Below are 21,862 nucleotides of genomic sequence, written 5' to 3' on the forward strand. Positions count from 1 at the left end.
TGAGTGAAATCGAAGAAGCCCTATATGAGAGAAATCTTGTATAAGGCTTCTTTTTTGTTATGTAGATGCCCCCGAAAAAATTTAGTTCACTGCGAATTTCCCTACAAAATTTCAATTTCCTCCAAAAACTTAAGTCAAACTGTCGATTTAGAGTTGTTAACAATTTCACTCTATTTGCATTTATTTCCCATATATTTTATGCTCAAAGAAAATGAAAGGGGCGAATGCTATGATTTGTAGTGTTGGGTTAGAAGGGATGCGTGGTTATATCGTGAATGTTGAGGCGGATGTGCGCCTAGATAAGGAACAGTGTGTCATTGTAGGGCTGCCGGATGCTTCGATGAAGGAGTCAAAGGAGCGGATTTTGAGTAATTTGCACTTGCTTGATCTTGATTTAACCTTAAAAAAGATTACGATTCACTTATCGCCTTCGGATAAACGAAAAATCGGCGTCGGCTATGATTGTGCGATGCTGCTTGCGGTGCTTAATAAAATGCTTGAAAACCCACTACCCATCAACGAACAAACCTGTGTGCTTGGTTCTTTATCGCTTCAGGGAGAAATCGTTGCTTTTCACGGACTGATGCCGTCACTTCAACAAGCGCTCCAGCTTGGCTTTAAGCGAATTTTCATTCCCCCAATTGACACGAGCTTTCTTCAATTAAATGATGATATCGAAATCGTTGCGCTGAAAAATGTCGAGCAAATGTTCGATTATTTGAACGGCCAGCTCTCCCTTGCAATGACTAGGTTGACAGTTGTAAAAGAACTAATTCCAGAGTCGAACTTTGACATGACGACAGATTTTAATAGTATCATTGGTCACGAAACCGCAAAGCGGGCGTTAGAAATTGCGGCAGCAGGTGGGCATCATGTGCTGCTTAGTGGTCCGCCAGGCTGTGGCAAAAGTATGCTGGCCGATGCCTTTCATACGATTTTTCCTGATATTATACATGAGCAAATGTTGGAAGTATACAGTATTTATCATTTAGCGAAGGAAGATGCGAGTTTTTCGCAGCGACCGAGCTACCGCGCGCCGCATCATTCGTCCTCGGCTACATCACTAATTGGAGGAGGGACATATCCAAAGCCAGGTGAAATCTCACTAGCACACCGCGGTGTACTATTTTTAGACGAGCTGGGTGAATTTCCAAGAAAGGCGCTTGATATGCTGCGCCAGCCGCTTGAAAGGGGTGAGGTGACGATTAGTCGTGTTCGTCAAACGGTAACTTATCCTGCTGCGTTCACACTCATTGCGGCAACGAATCCGTGTCCATGTGGCTACTTTGGCTCAAACGAACGCTATTGCACCTGCTCGCCGCAGCAAGTAAAGGCATATCAGCAAAAAGTGTCTGGTCCGTTACTTGATCGCATTAATTTTTTCTTACAGCTTAAAAGTGTCGGCATGAGATCAGGCATTTCAGGTGAAAGCTCTGTCGTGATTCGGCAACGTACAGCGCAGGCTCGTGAAATGCAGCAAAATCGCTATGGCCCCCATTTTTTGAACGGCAATGCCCCGTCTCATTTACTAGTAGAAGCCTGTGCGCTCACATCAGTTCAAAAGCAATATGTTCATGAAGTGTGCTATGCAAATAAGTGGAGCAACCGGACACAGCTAAAAATTTTACGCATCGCGCGCACCATTGCGGACTTACAACAGCAAGAGGAATTACAAGAAGCGCATTTAGAGGAGGCCGTTTCATGGAAGCAAGATGCGTTAGTGGAGGGGAGCGTCCATGGGTAGAAAAAAACGGCTGTGGCACCCACAGTACTTTGATCATGTTGTGATGCGAGGTAATAACCGACAAGTGATTTTTGCTGAACAGCAGGACTTTGCTGAATTTTTCCGTGCGCTTCACTACACTTACGACAAATATCCATTCGAACTCCTTGCCTATTGCCTTATGAATAATCACTATCATCTTTTAATCCTCAGCAAAACTCCACTCAGTAAAACAATGATGCTTCTTAATCGCCGCTATAGTGATTACTACAAAAAGAAATACCGCTATTCAGGTCATCTATACGAAAATCGCTATTATTCCGATATGGTGTTAAGTGCGCAGGGGATTCTTGAAGTGAGCCGTTACATCCACCAAAATCCAATCCGTACAAAAACCCCACTAGTAAACGAACTCGAGCATTACCCATACTCAAGCTTTCAATATTATGTGGCGCCTAAAAAAGCTCCCGTCTATTTAAATCCCTTTGCACTCGTACAATATTTTCCACTTGAATCAGAGCGCACATTAGAAAATTATATTACCTATTGCAGCATCATAGAAAAAACAGTCGTACACGAAATGCCATTGTAATATTTAGTGCTGAGGAAAAATTATACAGGTGGAATATCGTGCACCGGGTGCACAAACAATTATTTAACACGTTATACAGAAATGTCGCCTGTCTTAAAAGAAGCATATGAATTGAAACAGGCGTATTGTGAGTGGTTTGACCAAGCAAAAAATGAATCAGAAATTTCGGTGATTAAAGAGAGATTACTTCAGTTTTATAAGCAAGTAGAAGCGTCTGGCATTCCAGCGTTTAAGAAAGCGATTTAAACGTTCAAGAACTGGCAAACAGAGATTTTGAACAGCTTTTCATTTGGCTATTCGAATGGATTTTTAGAAGGCATTAACAATAAAACAAAAGTGATGAAACGGAATGCATATGGCTTCAGACGTTTCGATCACTTTAAGGCAAAGATATTATTAAATTTAAAGTATAAAAATATAGGTGGGCATGTAGGGGGAAATCGGTTTGGAAATTATTTCACCCCAACATTTGACTTAGAGCCTAAAAATCAAATCAAAAAAACAGCCCTACACAAAATTACCATTGTGTAGGGCTATTAGTATTGTGTGAAGACTAGTTACAACAGATCCAGCTCACTATTTAATCAACGAAAATATCTCTTCTCTAGAAAAATAATCAATATCTGAAATTTCTAGGATAACATAAGTACCATTATCTTGACGTTTTAAAATAGCATTGCCGTAATAATGATCGCCATAAATAAATGCGTTCTTTTCTTTTTCAGTAAAATCAGTCCATAAATGATCACTAATATTACCAAAGTAAAGATCAGACCCCTCATTTCTATAATAATCTAAATTATAGTTTGTGTACTTTACTTCATAATAGCCATTTTGAATATGGTTCACATACGTTATGTTTCGATAAGGAACATAAATTGAGCCGGGGAATTCATAACCGGGTACATAATAGTAGCCATTTTTATAGAAAATATTCATTTCAACGCCGTGGTCTTTAGACAATCCTGTCTTTAGTTGGCTTGGTTGTAGATCAATATTGAAATATTGCTTTAGTATAGCTTTTGCATGTTTCTCTGAGTAGACAAAGTAATAATCGTCGCCAATTTGTTGTTGGCCTCCAACAGTTAGCAGTCCATATGCGCTGGCATCAAGTAAATAATCCGAAACAGTCATACCTCTAGACTCTTCTAAGAACCATGTAGTTCCTAGTAATTTAGTCATCTTTAATAACTCTTGTTTACTTATAAGTGCGTGCGTATTTTTTGAAAGATTTGTCGGTTCAATTTGGTAATATTCAGCTTGAAATGCTAGAGATGCGTCCGAATCACTTGGATAATGGTTTGTAATAGCAGAATCTTCACTACGATAATTTTTTAAAGATGTGTCAATTCGTTTCATAAAGGAAGCAACTTGTTGGCGCTTTAATGGATTGTAATAACCAAATTTTTCAATAGTAGTTCCTGTTGAATATTGGTTGTTAGTGATGTTGTACTTTAATAAAAATTGAACAGCACCTTCTAAATTATAGTGTTCACGATCGATTAGGAAAGTTAAAACCATAGCGAAATGTTCGCGGTCAATTGGTTTATTACGCAATGAAATATCGGAATATCCAAATAACGGGACTTTATAATCAGCCATGATGTTATAGTACGTATCAGACCAATGTGTTTTTTCATTAGGCAATTTGTAAGAAGTCGATTTTAATTGGAAATATTCAGCAAAAATCTTCACTAATTCTGCTTCAGTTATATTGCCACCTGGATTGAATAGGTTATTTGCCTGCCCATTGACAATGCCCTTTTCTTTTGCCCATAAAATATCATTGTAATGAGGATTTTCTTTTTTTACGTCTTTAAACGTTGCTGAATTGCTGGCTGCGTCACTAGTGATCGTTGCTAAATTAAATGCAAAAATCAAAATGACTAAACAAGATAAAACCTTACATAATTGACTTTTCATATGTTCCTCCTAGTAATCTCTTTTATTCACAAGATAAAAATAAGTAATGCATATGTACTAAATAGAGCGTAAATAATACGTGCAATCCCATGTTTTAATTAGTGTATATTTTACCATTATAGTCAATTTGATAGTTTATTGGTAGATAATATTAAATCTCCTTAATTATGTACTTTAACCATATATAACAATGAGGTTTTGGAGAAGCTAGATGAAAAATGTCATAAGAAATTTTATGCATAAAAGTCTATTAAACTATAAATCAAAATAAATTATTCCTCTTAATACCTACCAAATAACTATTTTTTGTAATAAAATATAATATGTAGGTTTGAAGTTACATAGATAGAGGAGAGAAACCAAATGAATAAAAATTACAAACGCTTAATTGCGAGTACAACCATTGCGACATTAGCAATTCCAGCCGTAGCATTTGCTGATACGAGCTTCAAGGATGTTCAATCTGATGCATTTTACACAAAGGCAGTTAATGATCTTGCAGAGCGTGGCATTATTAATGGCTATAAAGAGGACAATACATTCCGCCCAAATGACAATGTAACCCGTGCGCAAGCAGCAAAAATTATTGCGGGTGTTGCTGGTCTTGATACAGAAAATGTGGAAAATCCGAATTTTGTGGATGTTCCTGAGAATAGCATTTATTACGGTGCGATTGCTGCGCTTGCAAAAGCAGGAATCATTAATGGAGTTGAAGGCACAAAGAATTTTGATCCAAATGAGCCGATGACGCGTTATCAAATGGCAAAGGTAATCTCGTTAGCATTTGACTTACAAAGCAAAAATGCAGCGTTGCCATTTACAGATGTTGCTGACTTTTACAAAGACTATGTACAGGCTTTATATGATAACGAGATCACAACAGGGAAATCTGCCAATACATATGGCGGTGGCGATTACGTTAAACGCGGAGAGCTAGCGACTTTTGTTTACCGTGCTGAAAATAATGACAGCACAGAACAAGCAGCAACAGTACAAGGTGAAATTACTGAAATTTCTGCCACATCTATTTCAATTGATGGTAAAGAATTTACGATTGCACCACAATTAAAGTCATTAGTAAACGAAACGAACAAGCAAGCATTAGCAGGTGCAGTAATAAAAGCTACGATTGATGGGGAAAGTGTGGCAACTATCGAGGAATTAGTCATTAAAGCGGTAGGGACAAAAGAACAGCCAATTACACTACAAGGCGTTCAACAGCCAGTAGCAGATGTAGCGAACCAATTAGATGCAATTTCTTGGAATGGTAAATTAGTAATTGATACGCCATTCATTACATTAAAAAATATTTTATTAGCAGATGTACAGCTAACAGCAGCAGTAACAGATGCTCAATTATTTAGCGCGATTGAAAAATTAGTAGTCGCAAAAGATGCAAAGATCAATATTTCAGGGGATGCACAAATTGCTGTATTAGAAGTAAATAGTGAACAGCCTGTTGTGCTTGACTTAACAAAAGTAATTGGCCAATTAAAGGTTACGGCGTTAAAAGCAGCGATCGAGTTAAGTGCCGTTACAAAAGTAGAGCAATTAGTAACCGATACAGCAAAAGCTGAAGAAGTTATTAAAAACTATCAGCAAGTGCTAGCGAATATTTCTAAAGTTAACGACAAGGCACCTGAAAAAGCGCCAACACCAGGTAATAATTCATCAGCAGGAGAAACACCAGCACCAGCAACAGATGGAAATAATAATGGTACACCGCCAACAACGGATAATAATAACGAAATACCAGTAGTTACGCCACCAGCAACGGATAAAAATAACGAAACACCAGTAGTTACGCCACCAACAACGGATAATAATAACGAAACACCACCTAAAGAAGATTCAACTGTGACATCAGTTTCAGGAGAAATTACAGAGCTTTTAAATGAGGGTGTTGTCATCGATGGTGTTACATACCAAGTTGATGAAAAGTTAACGCCACTATTTAGTAACGGTACTTTAGTGGATGCAACGATTAAAGCAGATGTACAAAATAAAAAAATAGTAAAAATTACGGAATTAACCGTTCAACAGAGCGGCGATTTAAATGCAAAAAATGTAACGATTGACGGGACCTTAACAATTAATGCGGACAACGTTAAAATTACAGGTTTAACAGTTGCAGGGGATGTAATTTTAACGAACCTTGTTAAAGAAGCAATTGATTTCGATGAAGTAAACATTAAAGGAAAGTTAATGTCAGTGAATGACAATGTGGCCAATACACGTCAACGAATCGCTTCCTTAGTTCCATTTATAGCAAATGAAAAGCCTAAAACAACGCTAACAATTACATTTGCCAACTCAGTAGTAGTAACTGTTGAGATATCAAAAGTAGATACGGTACTAAGTTTAGGTGCAGCAACTCAAATATCACTATTAAATGTTCAATCAAATGGTGTTTCAATTGAAGCGGCTAAAGATGTTATTTTACCAAACCTAAGTATCGTAAAAGGTGTTACACAAATCGAGTTAAATGCATCGATTGCAAAAGTTGAAATTAATACAAATGACGATGTTAAAATTTCAGGTTCAGGTAACTTCCAAAGCGTAGAAGTCAAAACAGAAAAATCGGTAGAATTAGCAACGACAGGTACGGTTGCGGCACTTGTAACGGATAACAAAAACGTAACACTTGGTGATCAGGTGAAAGTTGGAACAACGACGAATAGTCAGGGTGAAACGAAAAAGCCAGAAGATGTGATCTCAAATATTGCTGAAGTTAGCGGAAATGTGAATGTTGAAATCAAACAAGACGAATTTATTGGCTATATCGCAGCGAAAGTAATTCCGGTAGAGGGGAAATTTGGTTATGTAACTTTATCCGTACTAAATATCGGAAACCGTACGATTAAATACCGTTTTATTGACGGATATAACAATAATATTAAATTACCGGCAATTGGGTCACTGGCACCAGCAGATGCAAAAACGTATAACCCAGGCGATGAATTTATTAGCTGGTTCTCAAAAGATTTACAAGTATTTGCGGTAAATGATAAAAATGAAATCATCGACACATATAAAATTCAAAGCTTCGGTACATCGATGCGTGCTATTTCTGAAGCAAAAGTAGAAAACAATAAAATTATTTTACAAGCAGTTCACGCACCACTTCTGCAGCTTCACGAGGCTTACTTTGTTAATAACGGACAATTCTATCTCATCGATCAAAAACAGCAGCTTAAATCAGCAGCTGATGTGTCGGGTATTCCAACATTTGAAATCGATTTGCCAACAAACATTGCATATGATGCACAAAAAATGTCGAAACTTGCATTCTATTTAAATGAAATTGATGAAAAGGGTAACCGCAGAGGCGGATATATCTCTTGGCAATATATGGGCTCTGGAAACAGTGAGCAACGCTTTGCGAACGATTTAGTAGCACTTAAAGAATTAGTAAAGTTAAGTGATGATATGTCATCAGAACGTTTATATTGGATCGAAAGTATTTTAGACAGCTATGCTTATTCAAAAGTAGAGGTAAAAGATGAAGCAGGGAATATTGAATATATTTCTCAAGAAGGCAAGGCATTACCTTCTATTTTCGATAAGTATATTGCAGAGCTAAAAATTCGCACGATTACAACAGCTACTGAACTTGAAAAGCTAGTAGATGATGTAAATACAGCAAACAAAGCGTTAATTGATTTATTTGTTAAAGCAGATGCAGCGGTAAATGCTCTTTATAAAGAAGATAAATATGACTATGAGCACTATGAGCAATTAAAAGATGGTGTAACAAAAGCAGATATCGAAGCAGCTCAAAAATTAGTACAGGAGCTGCAGGCAAAGCTTCAAAATAATGTAACAAAACAGCTTGGCTATTCAGTAGAATCTGCTTTTGGCATTTTGGAAGCGCTAGAACGATTAAAGGCTTTTGCATTAATGTTGCCAAACTATGATTCGACTAACTATAATGAAGAATTTACAAATATATTAAATCGTTATGCAAATGAAACAGTAATTGAAGCATTCTTAGATCAATATGTAGCAAAGTTGAAAACATTAGCTGAGCTAACGCCAACAACATTAAAATCAGCAATTGAGCAAGTAAATGCACTACCAGAAAACAAAGAAATTACTACGAAATATGAAGTGACTCGAAATGCGGTAACGGCATTGTTAAGAGAAAATCGTTATTCATATGAGCAATATGATCGTTTAGCTGATGACTTTACTCAAGAGAAGTATCAAGCAGCCGAAAAGCTAGTAGCAGAGCTGAAGCTAAGTGGTAATGTTGGTAATGTGGCATCCATGTTTGCAGAGGTAAAACAAATTGTAACCAAATTACAAGAAGTTGCAAAAATTAACGAAGCAGCAAAAGCTTATCTAGCTTTACAACCATCTGAACAAGTAAATGCGTTCTATACGCTAAAAAATGACATTCAAACTTTTGCAAAAGATGAGTTTGTTGAAATTTTATTCACAAAATACATCGATGCAATTGCTCAACTACAAACTGTAACACCGGCATCAATTAAAGAAACAGTGAAGGCAGTAAATCAGGAAACAGCAAATACTGAAACAATTGCTACTTATACGAAAGTAAAAACAGCAGTAGATGCACTATTAAAAGAAGACTATAATTCTTCAAAATATAATATTGATGAGCGCTTAAACGCAGGTATCACAAAACAGCATTATACAGACGCAAAGACTTTAGTAAATGCTTTACAAGTAGATGAGCGTTTTAAGCAAGGTCTTGTAGGAAGATTGCATGAGGCATCGCGTGTATTTGAAGTGCAGGAGCAAGTAGCAAAACTGCAAGAGCAAGCGAAGGCGTATGTAGCTACCGAAACAACAACTCAACGTTATTATGAGCTTCAAAATATTTTACAAAACATTTCGTATGGTCCTTTAGGTAATGGTTTTTATGGTAGTTTAGCTAAAAATGAGCTGACAGAGGCGTACATTGTAGAATTAGCTAAAAAGAACTATACAACTGTAGCTGAAGTGAAAGAAACGTTAACTTTAGTAAATAAAGAAAACGAATCAACTGTTCAGCTTATAAATACAGTGAGTAATTTAATAGTGAATAATAAATTAGTTGACGGAATGACAATTGAAAAACTACTTGATTTAGAGGTACAAGTAAGTATGGTACATGCTATTAGTACATCTAATTTAAGTAGTTACATTGAGGCGGCGAAAAAGAAATACTATGAAAATACGACGAGACCTGAGCAACTAACAACGATTTATGTGAATAAAGACACATCAAATACCAGTCGTACGATTCAAGTTACATTTTCTGAGTCAATCAGCGCGGAAAGCATGACATTTGATTTAGCGGGCTTACAAAAAGATGAGGATTATACAGTCGAAGCGGCTAATGGACATGAAAATCAAGTAATTATCACAATCAAGGAATTAAAGCCTTCAGCACTATCAACAATTTCAATTGAAGGTATTAAAACAGCTGATGGTACAGCGCCAATTGAGTTTAAAGATGTGCCTTTAGTTGAATGGAATAAGCAATAATTTTTTCAACAATAATGAAATGACTAAAGAGAGATTTCTCGCTAGTTTGCTTCAAAAGTTTAGGTCTTAATATAGAGCTTTTGTAGTGTCTACTTTTAAATAGGTATGTTGATTATCCATATTGAAAAGGGGGCGTCCGGAGAATGATTTCGGTACGCCCCTTTATTTGGTTTGGAGGTATTAATAAAGCAAGAAGCCCTACACCATATAATCTGGTGTAGGGCTTCCCACATTTCTAATAATAGTTCATTAAAGCATTTTTGCTAATTCTAACGTTTTATAAAGCACTTTTGCCATTTGTGAACGCGTAAGCTCGCCTGATGGATCGAATGAACCGTCAGATTTCCCACTGAAAATACCTAATGCATACACTTGTGCTACTGCCTCTCGGTATGCGACCGGAATTTGATCTAAATCTGTGAAGGGAATTGTCGATAGGTCAGCTGGTGGTAATTCAACACCAGAGAATTGTAATAAGCGTACAGTCATTAATGTTACTTGCTGACGTGTTAATGTTTGATCTGGATCAAAGGCACTTTCAGTTTTACCATTAACGATGCCTGCTTCAAATAATGCTTGTACAGAGTCGGCATACCATTTACCTTCAACATCCTTAAATGTAGTTGAACCTTCTGGCTGTAATCCCATTGCGCGTGCTACCATTGTCGCGAATTGTGCGCGCGAGATACCGGCAGTTGGGTCAAAGTTTTCCTCCGTTGCGCCGAATACAATATGACGTTTTGCTAGAGCTTCGATATAGTCTTTGTGTCCGTCATTTGCAACATCGGTAAATGTTTTTTCTTCTGTGCTTACGATAAATTCACCAGAAGTCATCGTTTTAATGATGTATTTACCATCTTTAATGATAAATGGAGTCGCTACTTTATTACCGTTTTCATCGATTCGTAAAAGGACTGCGTTTTCTGGTAAATTACTAATTTCTACTTCGATATACGTCGCGAATGTTGCTGGTACATCATTTAATGTTGCTTGAATTTGTATTTTACCATCGTTGTTTTCAATTGCTAACGCTAAGGTCGCTCCATCCTGACCTTGAGGAACAGCATTCGCTGGGATTGAAATATTAATATTTTCAGAAGCTGTAATAACAATTGGCTCCGTTGAATCTTTGTATTCAGCGATTGGTACATTTACTTTTACCGTATCGCCATCTTGTACAACCGCTGGGGCTGTGGGAGTAGTTGGCTTTACATCATTAGGTAATGATTCTTCGCTCGGATTGGTTGGAATAGAAGATCCACCACCAGCAGAACCAGCGGAACCAGCGGAACCACCAGAACCAGCGGAACCACCAGAACCACCAGAACCACCAGAACCACCAGAACCACCAGAACTATTTGAGCCGCCACCAGAACCGCTAGCTCCTCCTGAACCACCTGTATTCGACTGTGCGTTTTCAAGTGTCACTAAAGCTTGTAGATTTGTTACGAGCTGCTTTTGGTTTGCTGTTAGCGCATTATATGCCGCGCGTGCAGCACTTACATCAGAACTATTTGTTAAACTTGTAATCTTTGTTACAACGTCGTTAGCTGCTTCTTTATCAGCAGTTACAATTGCCTGTGCCTCTGTTAACTTTTCAGTAGCCTCGGCAGAAATAATAGCTTTGTAGTTTGTAGAGAGCTGATCGAATAGCTCTTGTGCAGCAGCTACATCATTATGATAAGTCGGCTTTAATGAATTTAACGCTAAAATTTGAGCATCTAACGTACGAATTTCTTGAAGGTCATGAACAAATTGTTTTAACGTAGCAATAGCACTTTCAGCTACTAATGATTGCTGAGCTGCATTAAGCTGATTAAATTTCGTATTTGCTACTTCAACATCAGTTGTAAATGTAGGCTGTGCTGAATCAAGTGCAGCGATTTGAGTCTCGAATGCGGCTGCCTCTTGCTGATAAATAGTCAATGTGTTTTCATGTTCCGTTAACGTATTTACATTTGTAACATATGCTTGGTCCTCGGCACCTAACGTACCTAACGCATCTTTTGCCGTTTGTAAATTTGTGCTAAAGCTTGCTGACGTTTCATCAATTGAAGCGATTAATCGAATAACAGAAGCTGCGGCCTCGATACTTTTAGCAATTTCTGCAGCACGTACGATTGCGGCTACTAATTTTGCATTTTCGTTAACAAGTGCCTGCTGAGCGGGATTTAATTTATTATAGGCTGCCTCAGCTTGTGCTACATCTGCAATAAATGTAGGTGCTTCTTCGTTTAGTGCATTAATTAGCGTATCTACTTTATTTACAGCAATTTTATTTTCGAATGCTTCTATTTGCGCATAGTTCGTAACAAACGCCTTTTGTTGTTCTGTTAATGCCTCGTAGCTTGCTTTTATAGCTGCAAAGTCATTAGTATTTGAAGTAATTGTTAGCGCGGCAATTGCTGCTACTAAGTCTTTTACATTCATAATGGTAGTAGTCGCTACCGTGAGTGATGTTTGGTTTGTTACCGCAGTTTTATATAGATCTTGAATACTATTGAATGAAGTTATCGCGTCATTTACAGCCACTTCGAATGCTTCAATCGTTGGATACGTAGTTGTCTCAAGTTTAGAAATTGCCTCAATGGCCAATTTAATAGTTGTTACAGTAGTTGTTAAGTCTGCTAAATCAGTATAGTTCGTTACCTTTGCTTGTTGCGCAGGTGTTAAATTTTCATAAGCTGCAAGTGCGGCATCATAATTAGCAACAAACGATGGAGTTACAGTTTGTAAGGCTTTGATCTGTTCGATAACAGACTGTGCAATAATCGTATTTTGCTCACTAGAAATCGCTTGCTCCGCATTTTGTAAATCCCCATAATTTGTAATGAAATATTTAGCTAAATCAGATAACGTTTTATAGGCAGTGCGCGCTTCCATGATCGCTGTAGCATCGAATGGCTCGGACAACGCAGTGATTTTTTGGACTACCGCTTCAGCTGCGGATAGATCTGATTTAACAATAATATATTTGTTGGCATTTGTTACATGATTTTTTTCAGTGTCAGTTAGAGCCTCATAAGCCGCTGAAGCTGTATTGAATTTAGATTTAAAGTCAGCTGTAAATGTCGTTGGAATAGCTTCGATAGCTGAAATGGTTGCTTGAATATTCGTTACGCGTTGCTCATGCTGTACTAATACGTCAAGATTTCCAACGAACGCCTTTTGAGCTGGTGCTAAATTTGCATAGGCAGTGCGCGCTGTTGCAACATCTGTTGAAAAGCTAGTACTAGCTACATCTAATGTATTGATAAGTGCAATAACATCTTCTGCGAGTTGTAAGTCTGTTGCAATTTGTGCGACATAGTCGGTTAAGATTTTCTTCGTGTTCTCAGAAATATAAGCTTGCTGAGCAAAATTAAATTTATCAAATGTTGTATTGGCATCTTGAACTTTTAAGGCGAAATCATTAGAAGATTCCTTTAATGCGGCGATATCTGCTTCAAATTGTGTTGCAGTTGCATTATAAGATTGATGTGTTTTTCGTGCTGTTTCTAAAAGAGCTATATTTGCAACTAATGTTTTTTGGGTAGCTGTTAATGCATCGTAGCTAACTACTAGCGGTGCAATTACATCTTTAAATGTAGCTGCTTCTTCATTTAATAGTGCTAATGAATGATTGATATTAAACACAGCTTTCTCATCGGCTGCTTTTTGTGTTTCAGCATTCGTTAATTTCTTGAAATCATTTTGGCTAATGAGTATTTTTTGAGCCAGTGTCAATTTGTCATATTGTGCACGAGCGTCAATAGTTTGCTGATAGTAAGAGGCATCATTTACATCAATCGTGTTAATCGCGTTTACAAGCGCTGTGGCAATCTTGTTATTTTCAATTACTTGATTTTGAGCTTCAACTAATGCTGAGTTGTTTGTAACCTTTTCTTGTTGTGTTTTAGTTAATGCATCAAAAGCATCTTGGGCAGCTTGTACCTGCTGTGCGAAGTTCTCATCATATTGATCTAATGAAGCGATTGCTGAAATGACTGTGGCAATTATTTCATTTGTTTCTTTAATGCTTGTCTCAAAATCAATTAATGCTTGAAGGTTTGTAACTAACGTTTTTTGATCGGCTGTTAACGCATCATAAGCCTTTCGTGCATTTGCGGCGTCTTCTAAATATGTAGATGAGTTGTTATCGATTTTACTAATCAATTGAATTACTTGTTTCGCTGCTTCCTGATTGATAACAGCTATATCTTTTAGTGGCTTTGTATATTTATTTGAATTGCCATCAGTGTAAACTAGGTCGTTATTTACTATTTTTAAGCTGGTAATTTCAACTCTGTCTAACACCTCTAAACTGGATCCATCTAGCTTTATTTTTGTTAAAAAGGCACCATTACTATAGTTTGAGAAGTATAACCAGCCATCGTGATGTACTAAATATTTTACGCGAGTATCCGTAACTTTTGTAATACCTGCAGCAAGGTTATTTAAATCAACTGTATATAGAAGAATATCATCGTTTTTATTTGGGAAGTACCATTGTGAATCAACAATAACTGGATTTTCTACATTTGATAAGGGTGCGTATTTTTCAGAGCTAGCAACAGGATAATTTTTGTTATCAATTTTATGGTCATTTTTAATCGTTGTGTCTGAAATTAAGAAATATTTATAGCGCAGAAAATCACTCATATCACCAGCCGAAGCATTGAACACGGGATCGTTCCAAGTTGTGTCAAGATGGTACCATTCATTATCTAGCTTTACTAAATTCCATGCATGACCCTCTACGCCTACCTCACCTGTCACATAGTATGCTTCGATTTTTGCTTCTTTAAGTAAACGATAGGCTAGTAGCGCGTATGCCTGACACACACCTTGGCCTTCTTTTAAAATGGCATAGGCTGCATGTGGACTTGCAGTAGTATTTTTAGAATAAGTAGTATTTAAAACAACATAATCATTCACTGCTTTGATTTTATCGAAATCACTCATAGTAGTAGTGAAAATTTCACTAGCAATACGCTTTACCTCACTATTAACGAATTGCTCCTGCGCGGCTGTTGTGTGGTAGCTTATTGTAGCTGTAATAGTTGCCTCTGTTGAGGTCATTGATCCACTATAGCTATATCTAGAAAGTGTCCCAGCTTCATAAACCATCGCTTGATCCGTTTGTAAATCATTGAATATTTTTGTCCATTCATTACTAAGCTGACTTGTGTTCCCTGTATATGTAATTTTGAATTCCGTATTGTATGTACGTAAGTTTTCGTAAATTACTTCTTTTAGTTCTGCTACAGATGTTGCTTTATAGGAAGGTACTTCGTTTGCAGCAACGCTTCCAACTGAAGCAATTCGCTGCATTTGAGGCTTGGCATCATATAGGTGATAGGGATTTACCCAAGAATCGCTAATTATTTCTTTACTGTTTACTGCATCTGCAGCATTAACTTCTGCTTCAGGTAATGAAACAATTGCAGCAGGAATTAAAGCAAGTGTTAGTAAGGCTGTTTTTTGTTTTTTCTTCATGTGAAAACCTCCAAATTTAGTAATAAATTCTTACGTTAGAATCGTATAAATATTCATACAATAATAGTAATATTATTTTGCAATACAGAAAAGTGAAAAAAGTAACTAAAAACCATTAAAATGAAATTTTTTGGTTTTATAATGTGTCTTAGTACCCGTTAAAGCGGGGGATTCAATTTAAATTTCTTGAGATATTTAATGGTTTAGAAATCTGCTATAATTTAAATACCATAAATTTGAAAGAGGAGTATTCAATTTAATGAAAAAAATAATATCAGCACTTTTATTCGCGCTATTAATGAGCCTTAGTTTCTCAGCAGTTAACTCACATGCCAATTCCTATGGTGTAGTTGAAGACAGTTCAAAGCGTACACTCGTACCATTGCGCACAATTGCGGAAACCTTTTCAGTGAAGGTAGATTGGGATAATACGAGCAAAGTTGTCACGATTGACGGTCAATACAAGCTAGCAATGGGCAGTAAAGCAATTAAAAGAGACGGACAAGTCATTCGCCAAATGGATACACAGCCAAAGATGCTACAAAATGCTGTGTATGTGCCAGTCCGTGAGGTAGCATTTTTATTTGATGTACCGATGAATTGGGATCAAGTAAAAAAGGAAGTTTCTTATCAGGTAGGAGCGAACGCCTATCAGGTTGCGGTATATCCTGAAAAGGTACTAAACAAACCAAAAGTAGCGGTAGCAAAGAAAACCGTCAATGTAGGTGGAAAAAAGTTAGGGGTTAATGTTGTATCCATCAATTTACTCGCACCGAATACATCGTTACATGTGGAGCTTGCGAACAATAAGTTGGGTGCGGTTGGCTCGCTAGCAGGTATTGCGAAGGCGCATAATGCACTTGTAGCAATTAACGGGAATTATTTTGATGCTTATACCAATGCAAAAGAACGTTTAGTTTACAACGGCTTAGTAATGGATGGTGAGCGCGTAAAAGTATTTGATTTAAAATTTTCGGTGTTCTATGTGTTAAAGGATGGCAATGTCGGCATTTTACCGGGGGATCAATTTATGAGACTATTTGCAGACGGGAATGTACAGGAAGCCATTCAAGTAGGGCCACGATTAGTAACGAAGGGTGCGGTCACGGTCGATCCGATTGCAGAAGGTTTTTCGAGTCATAAAATTTTGAGTTCACCTGGTGCGAGAAGTGCGATTGGGATTTTGCCGAATCGCCAGCTTATTTTTGTAACAACTGCAGGTGCTACAGTGCAGCAACTTGCATCGGTAATGAAGCAATTAGGCGCGGTTGATGCCATGAATTCAGATGGTGGTGCTTCCAGTGGCTTATATGCAAACGGCAAATATATGACAACACCTGGCCGCGATATTGCGGTAGGCTTGTTGGTAAAATAACTATTGTAACGCATCATTTATAGGGATGCGAGAGAAGGAACAAGATGAAATTTTATAAAATAGTTTTAGGGGTTTTACTTTTCACTGCGCTATTACCGAGTTCAATTGGAATTGCGCAGGAAGAAGGGCAACAATATATCGTTGTCGCCGATGCTGGTATTTCAATGACAGCTAGTGCAGATGAAAAAGGTATGGTTGTTTCAAAATTAACAAAGGGAACGCGCGTAAGCTTTGTACGACAGCAGGATAATTGGGTAAAAGTGGACTATAAAGGGCGATTAGGATGGCTACCGAGTGATACAATAGCGCCTTTTACGAAAGAATTATTGCCGGTATATGCGAGCTATTATAAGCAGTTAGCAAAGATGGACCATGTGATTTATGCATTAATAGCCGATTTCACACAGGATGGTATCGAGGAATTATATGTCGTACGTGATACGGATCCAATAAAAGGGCAATATGAAGAATACATATATAGTGGCGACCAGCTTATTTATCAAAAAAATAATACAAATGCGTTAACAATTTTAAAAAGTGGGGAGAATTATTATTTATATCACCATGCCCAAATAAATAAAGAAAAAAAATTCAAGCTGAATCAGTTAAATAACCAAGCGAAAACAGATTATTTTGAGGTTAGTGAAGGGAAGACTGACCACGAAATTACAACTAATAGTTATTTAAAATCTTATTATATATTGAGTGCTGGCGATGGCCATGTGAAGGAGCAAACATTTTCATACGAGCAAATTGCCTCAATGGATTATTATGGTGCAGAAAAGAAAAATGACTATGAGGAATCCATTTATTTAGAAAAATACGCTGTATCAAAAGAAGGTAAAACAACAATACTGACACAGCAGGAGTATACTGCTAAATTAGCAATATTTGATAAATCAAAAGTAGTGAAGGTCATTTATGATGACCACTATAAGGCGGCTTCTTTAAACGAACGTTTTACATACGACAATGAACGTAGCAAAAAAGAATTAATAGAGATGGCGGCAAAAATCATGCCGGAAAAGCAGTTGAATCTTGAAGCACAGGAACTCGATGCGCTTCAACAAATGCTCGCACAATCGGTTCATTTAGAATTGCCTTATAGCGGTAATGTAGCGCGTAATATGCTGTCGTATTTTCAAGCCGTACAGCGCGGTCTTGAAAGTGGTATGCCAGGAACTGATTCGATACAGTTGAATACTACAAAAAATGCACAAGACGTTACTTATGACCGGGCAGCCATTGACCAACTGATTTATAACTTTTATGGTGTGCAAATGAAGCCAGACGAATTTAATCGCTTAGGGAACGATTTGGGCTATTTAATGACAAATGAAGAATATACGGCATATATAATGGAAGAAACTAAAAAAAATGCTAATCTATATCGTCAAATGCTTGCAGTTGAAACCATTGATAGCGGCTATGTGGCGATACACTATCAGGACTATGAAATGCCAGAAAATTTAACCATTTCTGAGGCGAATGAAAGTCTAATTATCGCAGGGGAGACGTTAGAAAAAGGGTATGTGCTATTAAAAAGGCTACCATTTAAAGAGGGTGTCCGATTTGTCTACATAGATACTGTAGATGCCCTTACCTATTTAAATACAAATCAGTTTAGCGTGTATGAAAATTCATTGGACGTTCTTCAAAAGTTATCGGTAGAGCAAAAAACGAATGCTGTAGCAGATACGGAGTTAGAAGAAATCGTAGAAAGTACAAATTTAACAGTAGCGAATGCGCAAGAGCCTACTAACGATGAATCGCCAACATTTAGTTGGTTAGGGTGGATTGGAGTCGGCGCATTAGTAACAACAGTATTTGCAGCTGCATTTTACGTCTATCGAAAGAAATATTTTAAAAAAGTTTAAACTTAAAACTTTTTTACAACTAAATGACAATTGAAAACATGTGAAACGTTTAAAGACGTTTCACATGTTTTTTTAGTATATTTTCTAAAATATAAAATTATTATTAAATAATAAATGTCATTTTTTTAATATAAAGTAAATATTAAAATGTTTTACATTTATTAGTTTAAATTACCTTTAGTATACTTTAGATGTATTAAATTACCACTAATGTTAATGTTTTTATTGTTTTTGTAATAGATTATTAATAAAAATGTAATAATTTAAGTTAGTACTTTATTAAATGTATGTTATAATTATATAGAATTGTTTAACGGAGAAATTTGTTAAATTTAATTCATTAGTATAAGCAAGAGCCAATTTCTTTTTAATACATAATGTAGAGAAGGATAATGTAGGCTTTAATTTGGAGTTTTGTCTCAAAAATTGAGGCAAAGTAGACGTCTTAGGAGGAAATACAATGTCAAAACAAAATACAGGTCGTAAATTCTTTGCGACAGCTGCAACTGCTGCATTAGTAGCATCAGCAATCGTACCAGTAGCTTCAGCTGCTGAATTCACAGATGCAGACAAAATCGCATCTTGGGCAACAGAAGCGGTAGAAGCTTTAGCTGCAAACGAAGTAATCTCAGGTAACCCAGATGGTTCATTTAACCCAGCAGGTACAGTAACTCGTGCCGAAGCTGCAAAAATGTTCACAGTAGCTTTAGGTTTAGATACTAAAGGCACTGAAACTTTCGCAGATGTTAAAGATGGCCAATGGTTCCAAGAATACGTAGTAGCAGTAGTAAACGCTGGTATCGTTAACGGTATGACAACTACTGAATTTGCTCCAAACGGTAAATTAACTCGTGAACAAGCTGCAAAAATGATCGTAGAAGCTTACGGTTTAGAAGGTGAAGCTGATCTTTCAGCATTCGCAGACGCTAAATCTGTAGCTGGTAAATGGTCTGAAGGTTACCTTGCAACTGCAGTTGAAAACGGTATTATCGCTGGTAAAGGCGACAAATTAGCTGCAACTGATTCAATCTCTCGTCAAGAGTTTGCTGTAATGTTAAACCGTGCTATCAACGTTGAAACTGTAGACACTGCTGCTGTATTAGCTGAAGCTGTAAAAGCTTTAGAAACAGCAACTGCTGCATTAACAACTGAAGTAGCAATTGAAAAAATTGCTGAAGCAAAAGCTACTGTAGCTACTGCTAACGAAGCAATCACTGCTGTTGAAGAAGCTGCAAAAGCTGCTGAATTAACAGAAGAAGAAGCAAAAGAAGTAGCAACTAAAGTAGAAGCAGCTAAAAAAGCTGTAGAAACTACTGAAGCTGCAATCGCAAAAGCTGAAGAAGCTGCTAAAGAATTAGCTGTAGAATCAGTAGTTGCTGAATCTGCAACTAAATTAGTTGTTAAATTCACAAAAGCTGTTGATAAAAACACACTTTCTGTTGGAGATTTCACAATCTCTCCATTAGATTCTCAAACTTTAAATGCTGGTACTTTAGTAGGTACTTTAAGTGAAGATGGTAAAACTTACACTATCGAAACTGCTGGTGGTCAATTCTTAACTAAACGTTATGATGTTAAAGTAATTGCTGATTCAATCAAATCAGTTGACGGTTCTGCTATCGCTGCATTTGAAACAACTATTACAGTTGAAGACAAAACAGCTGCAGCTATCACTACTACAGAAGTAGTTCAAGCTGCATCAAATACTGTAGATGTAACTGTAAACTTCACTGAGCAATTATCTTCAGTTGGTACTGTAAGTGTTGACGGTGTTGCAGTAGCTTCATCGAATTTAACATTCACTGCTAACGGTAAAAAATTAGTAATCACTGGCTTAAAAGCTGGTAAAACTTACAAAGTTGATGTTGTAGGTGCAACAGACGTAGCTGGTAACTTAGCTAACCCATTATCTACAACAGTAGTAACTGAAGAAGATGCAGTAGCTCCAACAGTTGCTTTATCTGCTAAAGAAACTACAATTACTTTAGACTTCTCAGAAGAAGTTACTAACGCATTCGTAGTAACTGTAAATGGTACAACTATTACAGCTCCTAAAGTTCAAGATTCTAAAGATAAAACAGTTTACACTGTAGATGCTAGCGAAGTATTAACAGGTTCTCTTACTTTCTTAAACAATGCAGAAGTAAAAGTTACTTCAATCGTTGACTTAGCTGGTAACGCTGGTAAAGTTGCAACTTTAACTACAAACTTAGTTAAAGATACTACAGCTCCAAAATTCGTATCTTCATTCATCGAAGATAATACTTTAGTATTAAAATATGACGAAGCTATTAAATCTACAACAGCTGCAGCAATTACAAACGCTGGCTTAACAATCAAGTATGCTGACAAAGATGGTGTTCAACACTCATTAGCAGCAGCTGATTTCACTGCTGTAACAGCAGCTGGTTATGATTTAAACGGTAACGGTTCAATCGATACTAACACAGACGAAGAAAAATACGTTTCTATTACATTAGCAGAAGCTAGCACTAAAGACTTCATCACTGCTGCTGGTAAATTAGTAACTGGTAAATACACTGTAACTGTTGCTAAAGATTTATTAACTGACGCTGTAGGTAACCAAGTAGCTGCTTCAACATTCACAGTTGAAACATCTGCAACTGCCGCAACTAAATCAGTATTATTCTCAGTTAACACTACTGGTGTTGAAACAAACGAATTCGTTGTAGTATATAACGAAACAATGGATGCAAGTGCTTTAGAAGTTGCTAACTACACTTTAGGTGGCGCTAAATTACCAGAAGGTACAAAATTAGCATTCGTAAACGATAAGAAAAACGTTTTAGTAACATTACCAGAAGGTTACATTACTGTAACTGGTGCACGTAATGTTGAAGTTGCTAACGTAGTTGCTATTTCAGGTAACACTCAAGACGTTAAAACTCAAACTAAACAAACTGTAACATTAAACGAAAATGTTGCTCCAGTAGCAAAAACAGTTACAATCAACAACGACGTAACTGCTACAGTTGATTTCAACGAAGCATTAGCTTCATTAGCAACTGTTTCAGGTGTAACAGTTAAAGTGAACGGCGCTAAAGTAACTCCAACAACAGTTGCAGTTTCTAACGGCGACTTAGTAATCACTTTATCAGCTGCTTTAAAAGCTACAGACAAAGTAACAGTTGAATTCGAATCAACTAACATTGCTGATGCTGCAGGCAACAAAGTTAAAGACGCTTCAATCAACAACTAATTTTAATTAATTGTTCGATTAAATAATTGATAGAATAAAATCTATCTAAAATAGTAAACCCTAGAATTTTACTACGGTAAAATTCTAGGGTTTTATTGTATTTAGCCAATAAAAATTAAGTAGTATCATTGACAACTCTAGAGGGTAACCAAAAATAACCAATCTATTTCGAAACATA

General features: G+C 36.8%; 8 protein-coding genes and 1 pseudogene. 7 read left to right on the plus strand and 2 right to left on the minus strand.

Going from position 1 to position 21,862, the window contains the following annotated elements:
• Positions 1–229 precede the first annotated feature (229 nt).
• The 3 genes and pseudogenes from NSQ62_RS02565 to NSQ62_RS02575 all read left to right on the plus strand — a co-directional run.
• Positions 230–1,744, plus strand: coding sequence for a YifB family Mg chelatase-like AAA ATPase (locus tag NSQ62_RS02565; protein WP_341322366.1), 1,515 nt, complete (start codon positions 230–232; stop codon positions 1,742–1,744).
• The gene (locus NSQ62_RS02570) at positions 1,737–2,315 is read left to right on the plus strand and encodes a transposase (RefSeq protein WP_341322367.1); all 579 of its coding nucleotides are present in this window, start codon (positions 1,737–1,739) and stop codon (positions 2,313–2,315) included. Before NSQ62_RS02565 ends, NSQ62_RS02570 begins: the two co-directional genes overlap by 8 nt.
• Positions 2,316–2,375: 60 nt before the next feature.
• Positions 2,376–2,750, plus strand: a pseudogene (locus NSQ62_RS02575) (transposase); the annotation flags it as partial.
• A 141-nt stretch (positions 2,751–2,891) separates the two neighbouring features.
• Here NSQ62_RS02575 and NSQ62_RS02580 read toward each other — a convergent pair.
• Positions 2,892–4,238, minus strand: coding sequence for an S-layer homology domain-containing protein (locus tag NSQ62_RS02580; RefSeq protein ID WP_341322368.1), 1,347 nt, complete (start codon positions 4,236–4,238; stop codon positions 2,892–2,894).
• Positions 4,239–4,601: 363 nt separating this feature from the next.
• On the opposite strand from NSQ62_RS02580, the gene NSQ62_RS02585 reads away from it, so the two are divergent.
• Positions 4,602–9,734 carry an S-layer homology domain-containing protein gene (locus tag NSQ62_RS02585; protein WP_341322369.1) on the plus strand — a complete coding sequence of 1,711 codons (5,133 nt, stop codon included), beginning with the start codon at positions 4,602–4,604 and terminating at the stop codon, positions 9,732–9,734.
• A 249-nt stretch (positions 9,735–9,983) separates the two neighbouring features.
• Here the strand turns inward: NSQ62_RS02585 and NSQ62_RS02590 are convergent, their stop codons facing one another.
• Positions 9,984–15,212 (minus strand): S-layer homology domain-containing protein, encoded by a 5,229-nt coding sequence (locus NSQ62_RS02590; RefSeq protein ID WP_341322370.1) that lies wholly within the window; start codon positions 15,210–15,212, stop codon positions 9,984–9,986.
• Between the two features lie 259 nt (positions 15,213–15,471).
• Between NSQ62_RS02590 and NSQ62_RS02595 the strand changes: the two genes are divergently transcribed.
• The 3 genes from NSQ62_RS02595 to NSQ62_RS02605 all read left to right on the plus strand — a co-directional run bounded on the left by NSQ62_RS02595 (position 15,472) and on the right by NSQ62_RS02605 (position 21,684).
• Positions 15,472–16,587 (plus strand): phosphodiester glycosidase family protein, encoded by a 1,116-nt coding sequence (locus NSQ62_RS02595; protein ID WP_341322371.1) that lies wholly within the window; start codon positions 15,472–15,474, stop codon positions 16,585–16,587.
• A gap of 44 nt (positions 16,588–16,631) precedes the next feature.
• Positions 16,632–18,464 (plus strand): SH3 domain-containing protein, encoded by a 1,833-nt coding sequence (locus NSQ62_RS02600; RefSeq protein WP_341322372.1) that lies wholly within the window; start codon positions 16,632–16,634, stop codon positions 18,462–18,464.
• A 460-nt stretch (positions 18,465–18,924) separates the two neighbouring features.
• The gene (locus tag NSQ62_RS02605) at positions 18,925–21,684 is read left to right on the plus strand and encodes an S-layer homology domain-containing protein (protein WP_341322373.1); all 2,760 of its coding nucleotides are present in this window, start codon (positions 18,925–18,927) and stop codon (positions 21,682–21,684) included.
• Positions 21,685–21,862: the final 178 nt, after the last annotated feature.

Source organism: Solibacillus sp. FSL H8-0523, from assembly GCF_038051985.1.
Classification (GTDB): Bacteria; Bacillota; Bacilli; order Bacillales_A; family Planococcaceae; genus Solibacillus.

Excerpts from the sequence above, each read along its gene's own strand:
- NSQ62_RS02585 (WP_341322369.1), top strand. The coding sequence starts at position 4,602 with ATGAATAAAAATTACAAACGCTTAATTGCGAGTACAACCATTGCGACA.
- NSQ62_RS02580 (WP_341322368.1), bottom strand. The coding sequence starts at position 4,238 with ATGAAAAGTCAATTATGTAAGGTTTTATCTTGTTTAGTCATTTTGATT.
- NSQ62_RS02595 (WP_341322371.1), top strand. The coding sequence starts at position 15,472 with ATGAAAAAAATAATATCAGCACTTTTATTCGCGCTATTAATGAGCCTT.
- NSQ62_RS02605 (WP_341322373.1), top strand. The coding sequence starts at position 18,925 with ATGTCAAAACAAAATACAGGTCGTAAATTCTTTGCGACAGCTGCAACT.
- NSQ62_RS02565 (WP_341322366.1), top strand. The coding sequence starts at position 230 with ATGATTTGTAGTGTTGGGTTAGAAGGGATGCGTGGTTATATCGTGAAT.
- NSQ62_RS02590 (WP_341322370.1), bottom strand. The coding sequence starts at position 15,212 with ATGAAGAAAAAACAAAAAACAGCCTTACTAACACTTGCTTTAATTCCT.
- NSQ62_RS02570 (WP_341322367.1), top strand. The coding sequence starts at position 1,737 with ATGGGTAGAAAAAAACGGCTGTGGCACCCACAGTACTTTGATCATGTT.
- NSQ62_RS02600 (WP_341322372.1), top strand. The coding sequence starts at position 16,632 with ATGAAATTTTATAAAATAGTTTTAGGGGTTTTACTTTTCACTGCGCTA.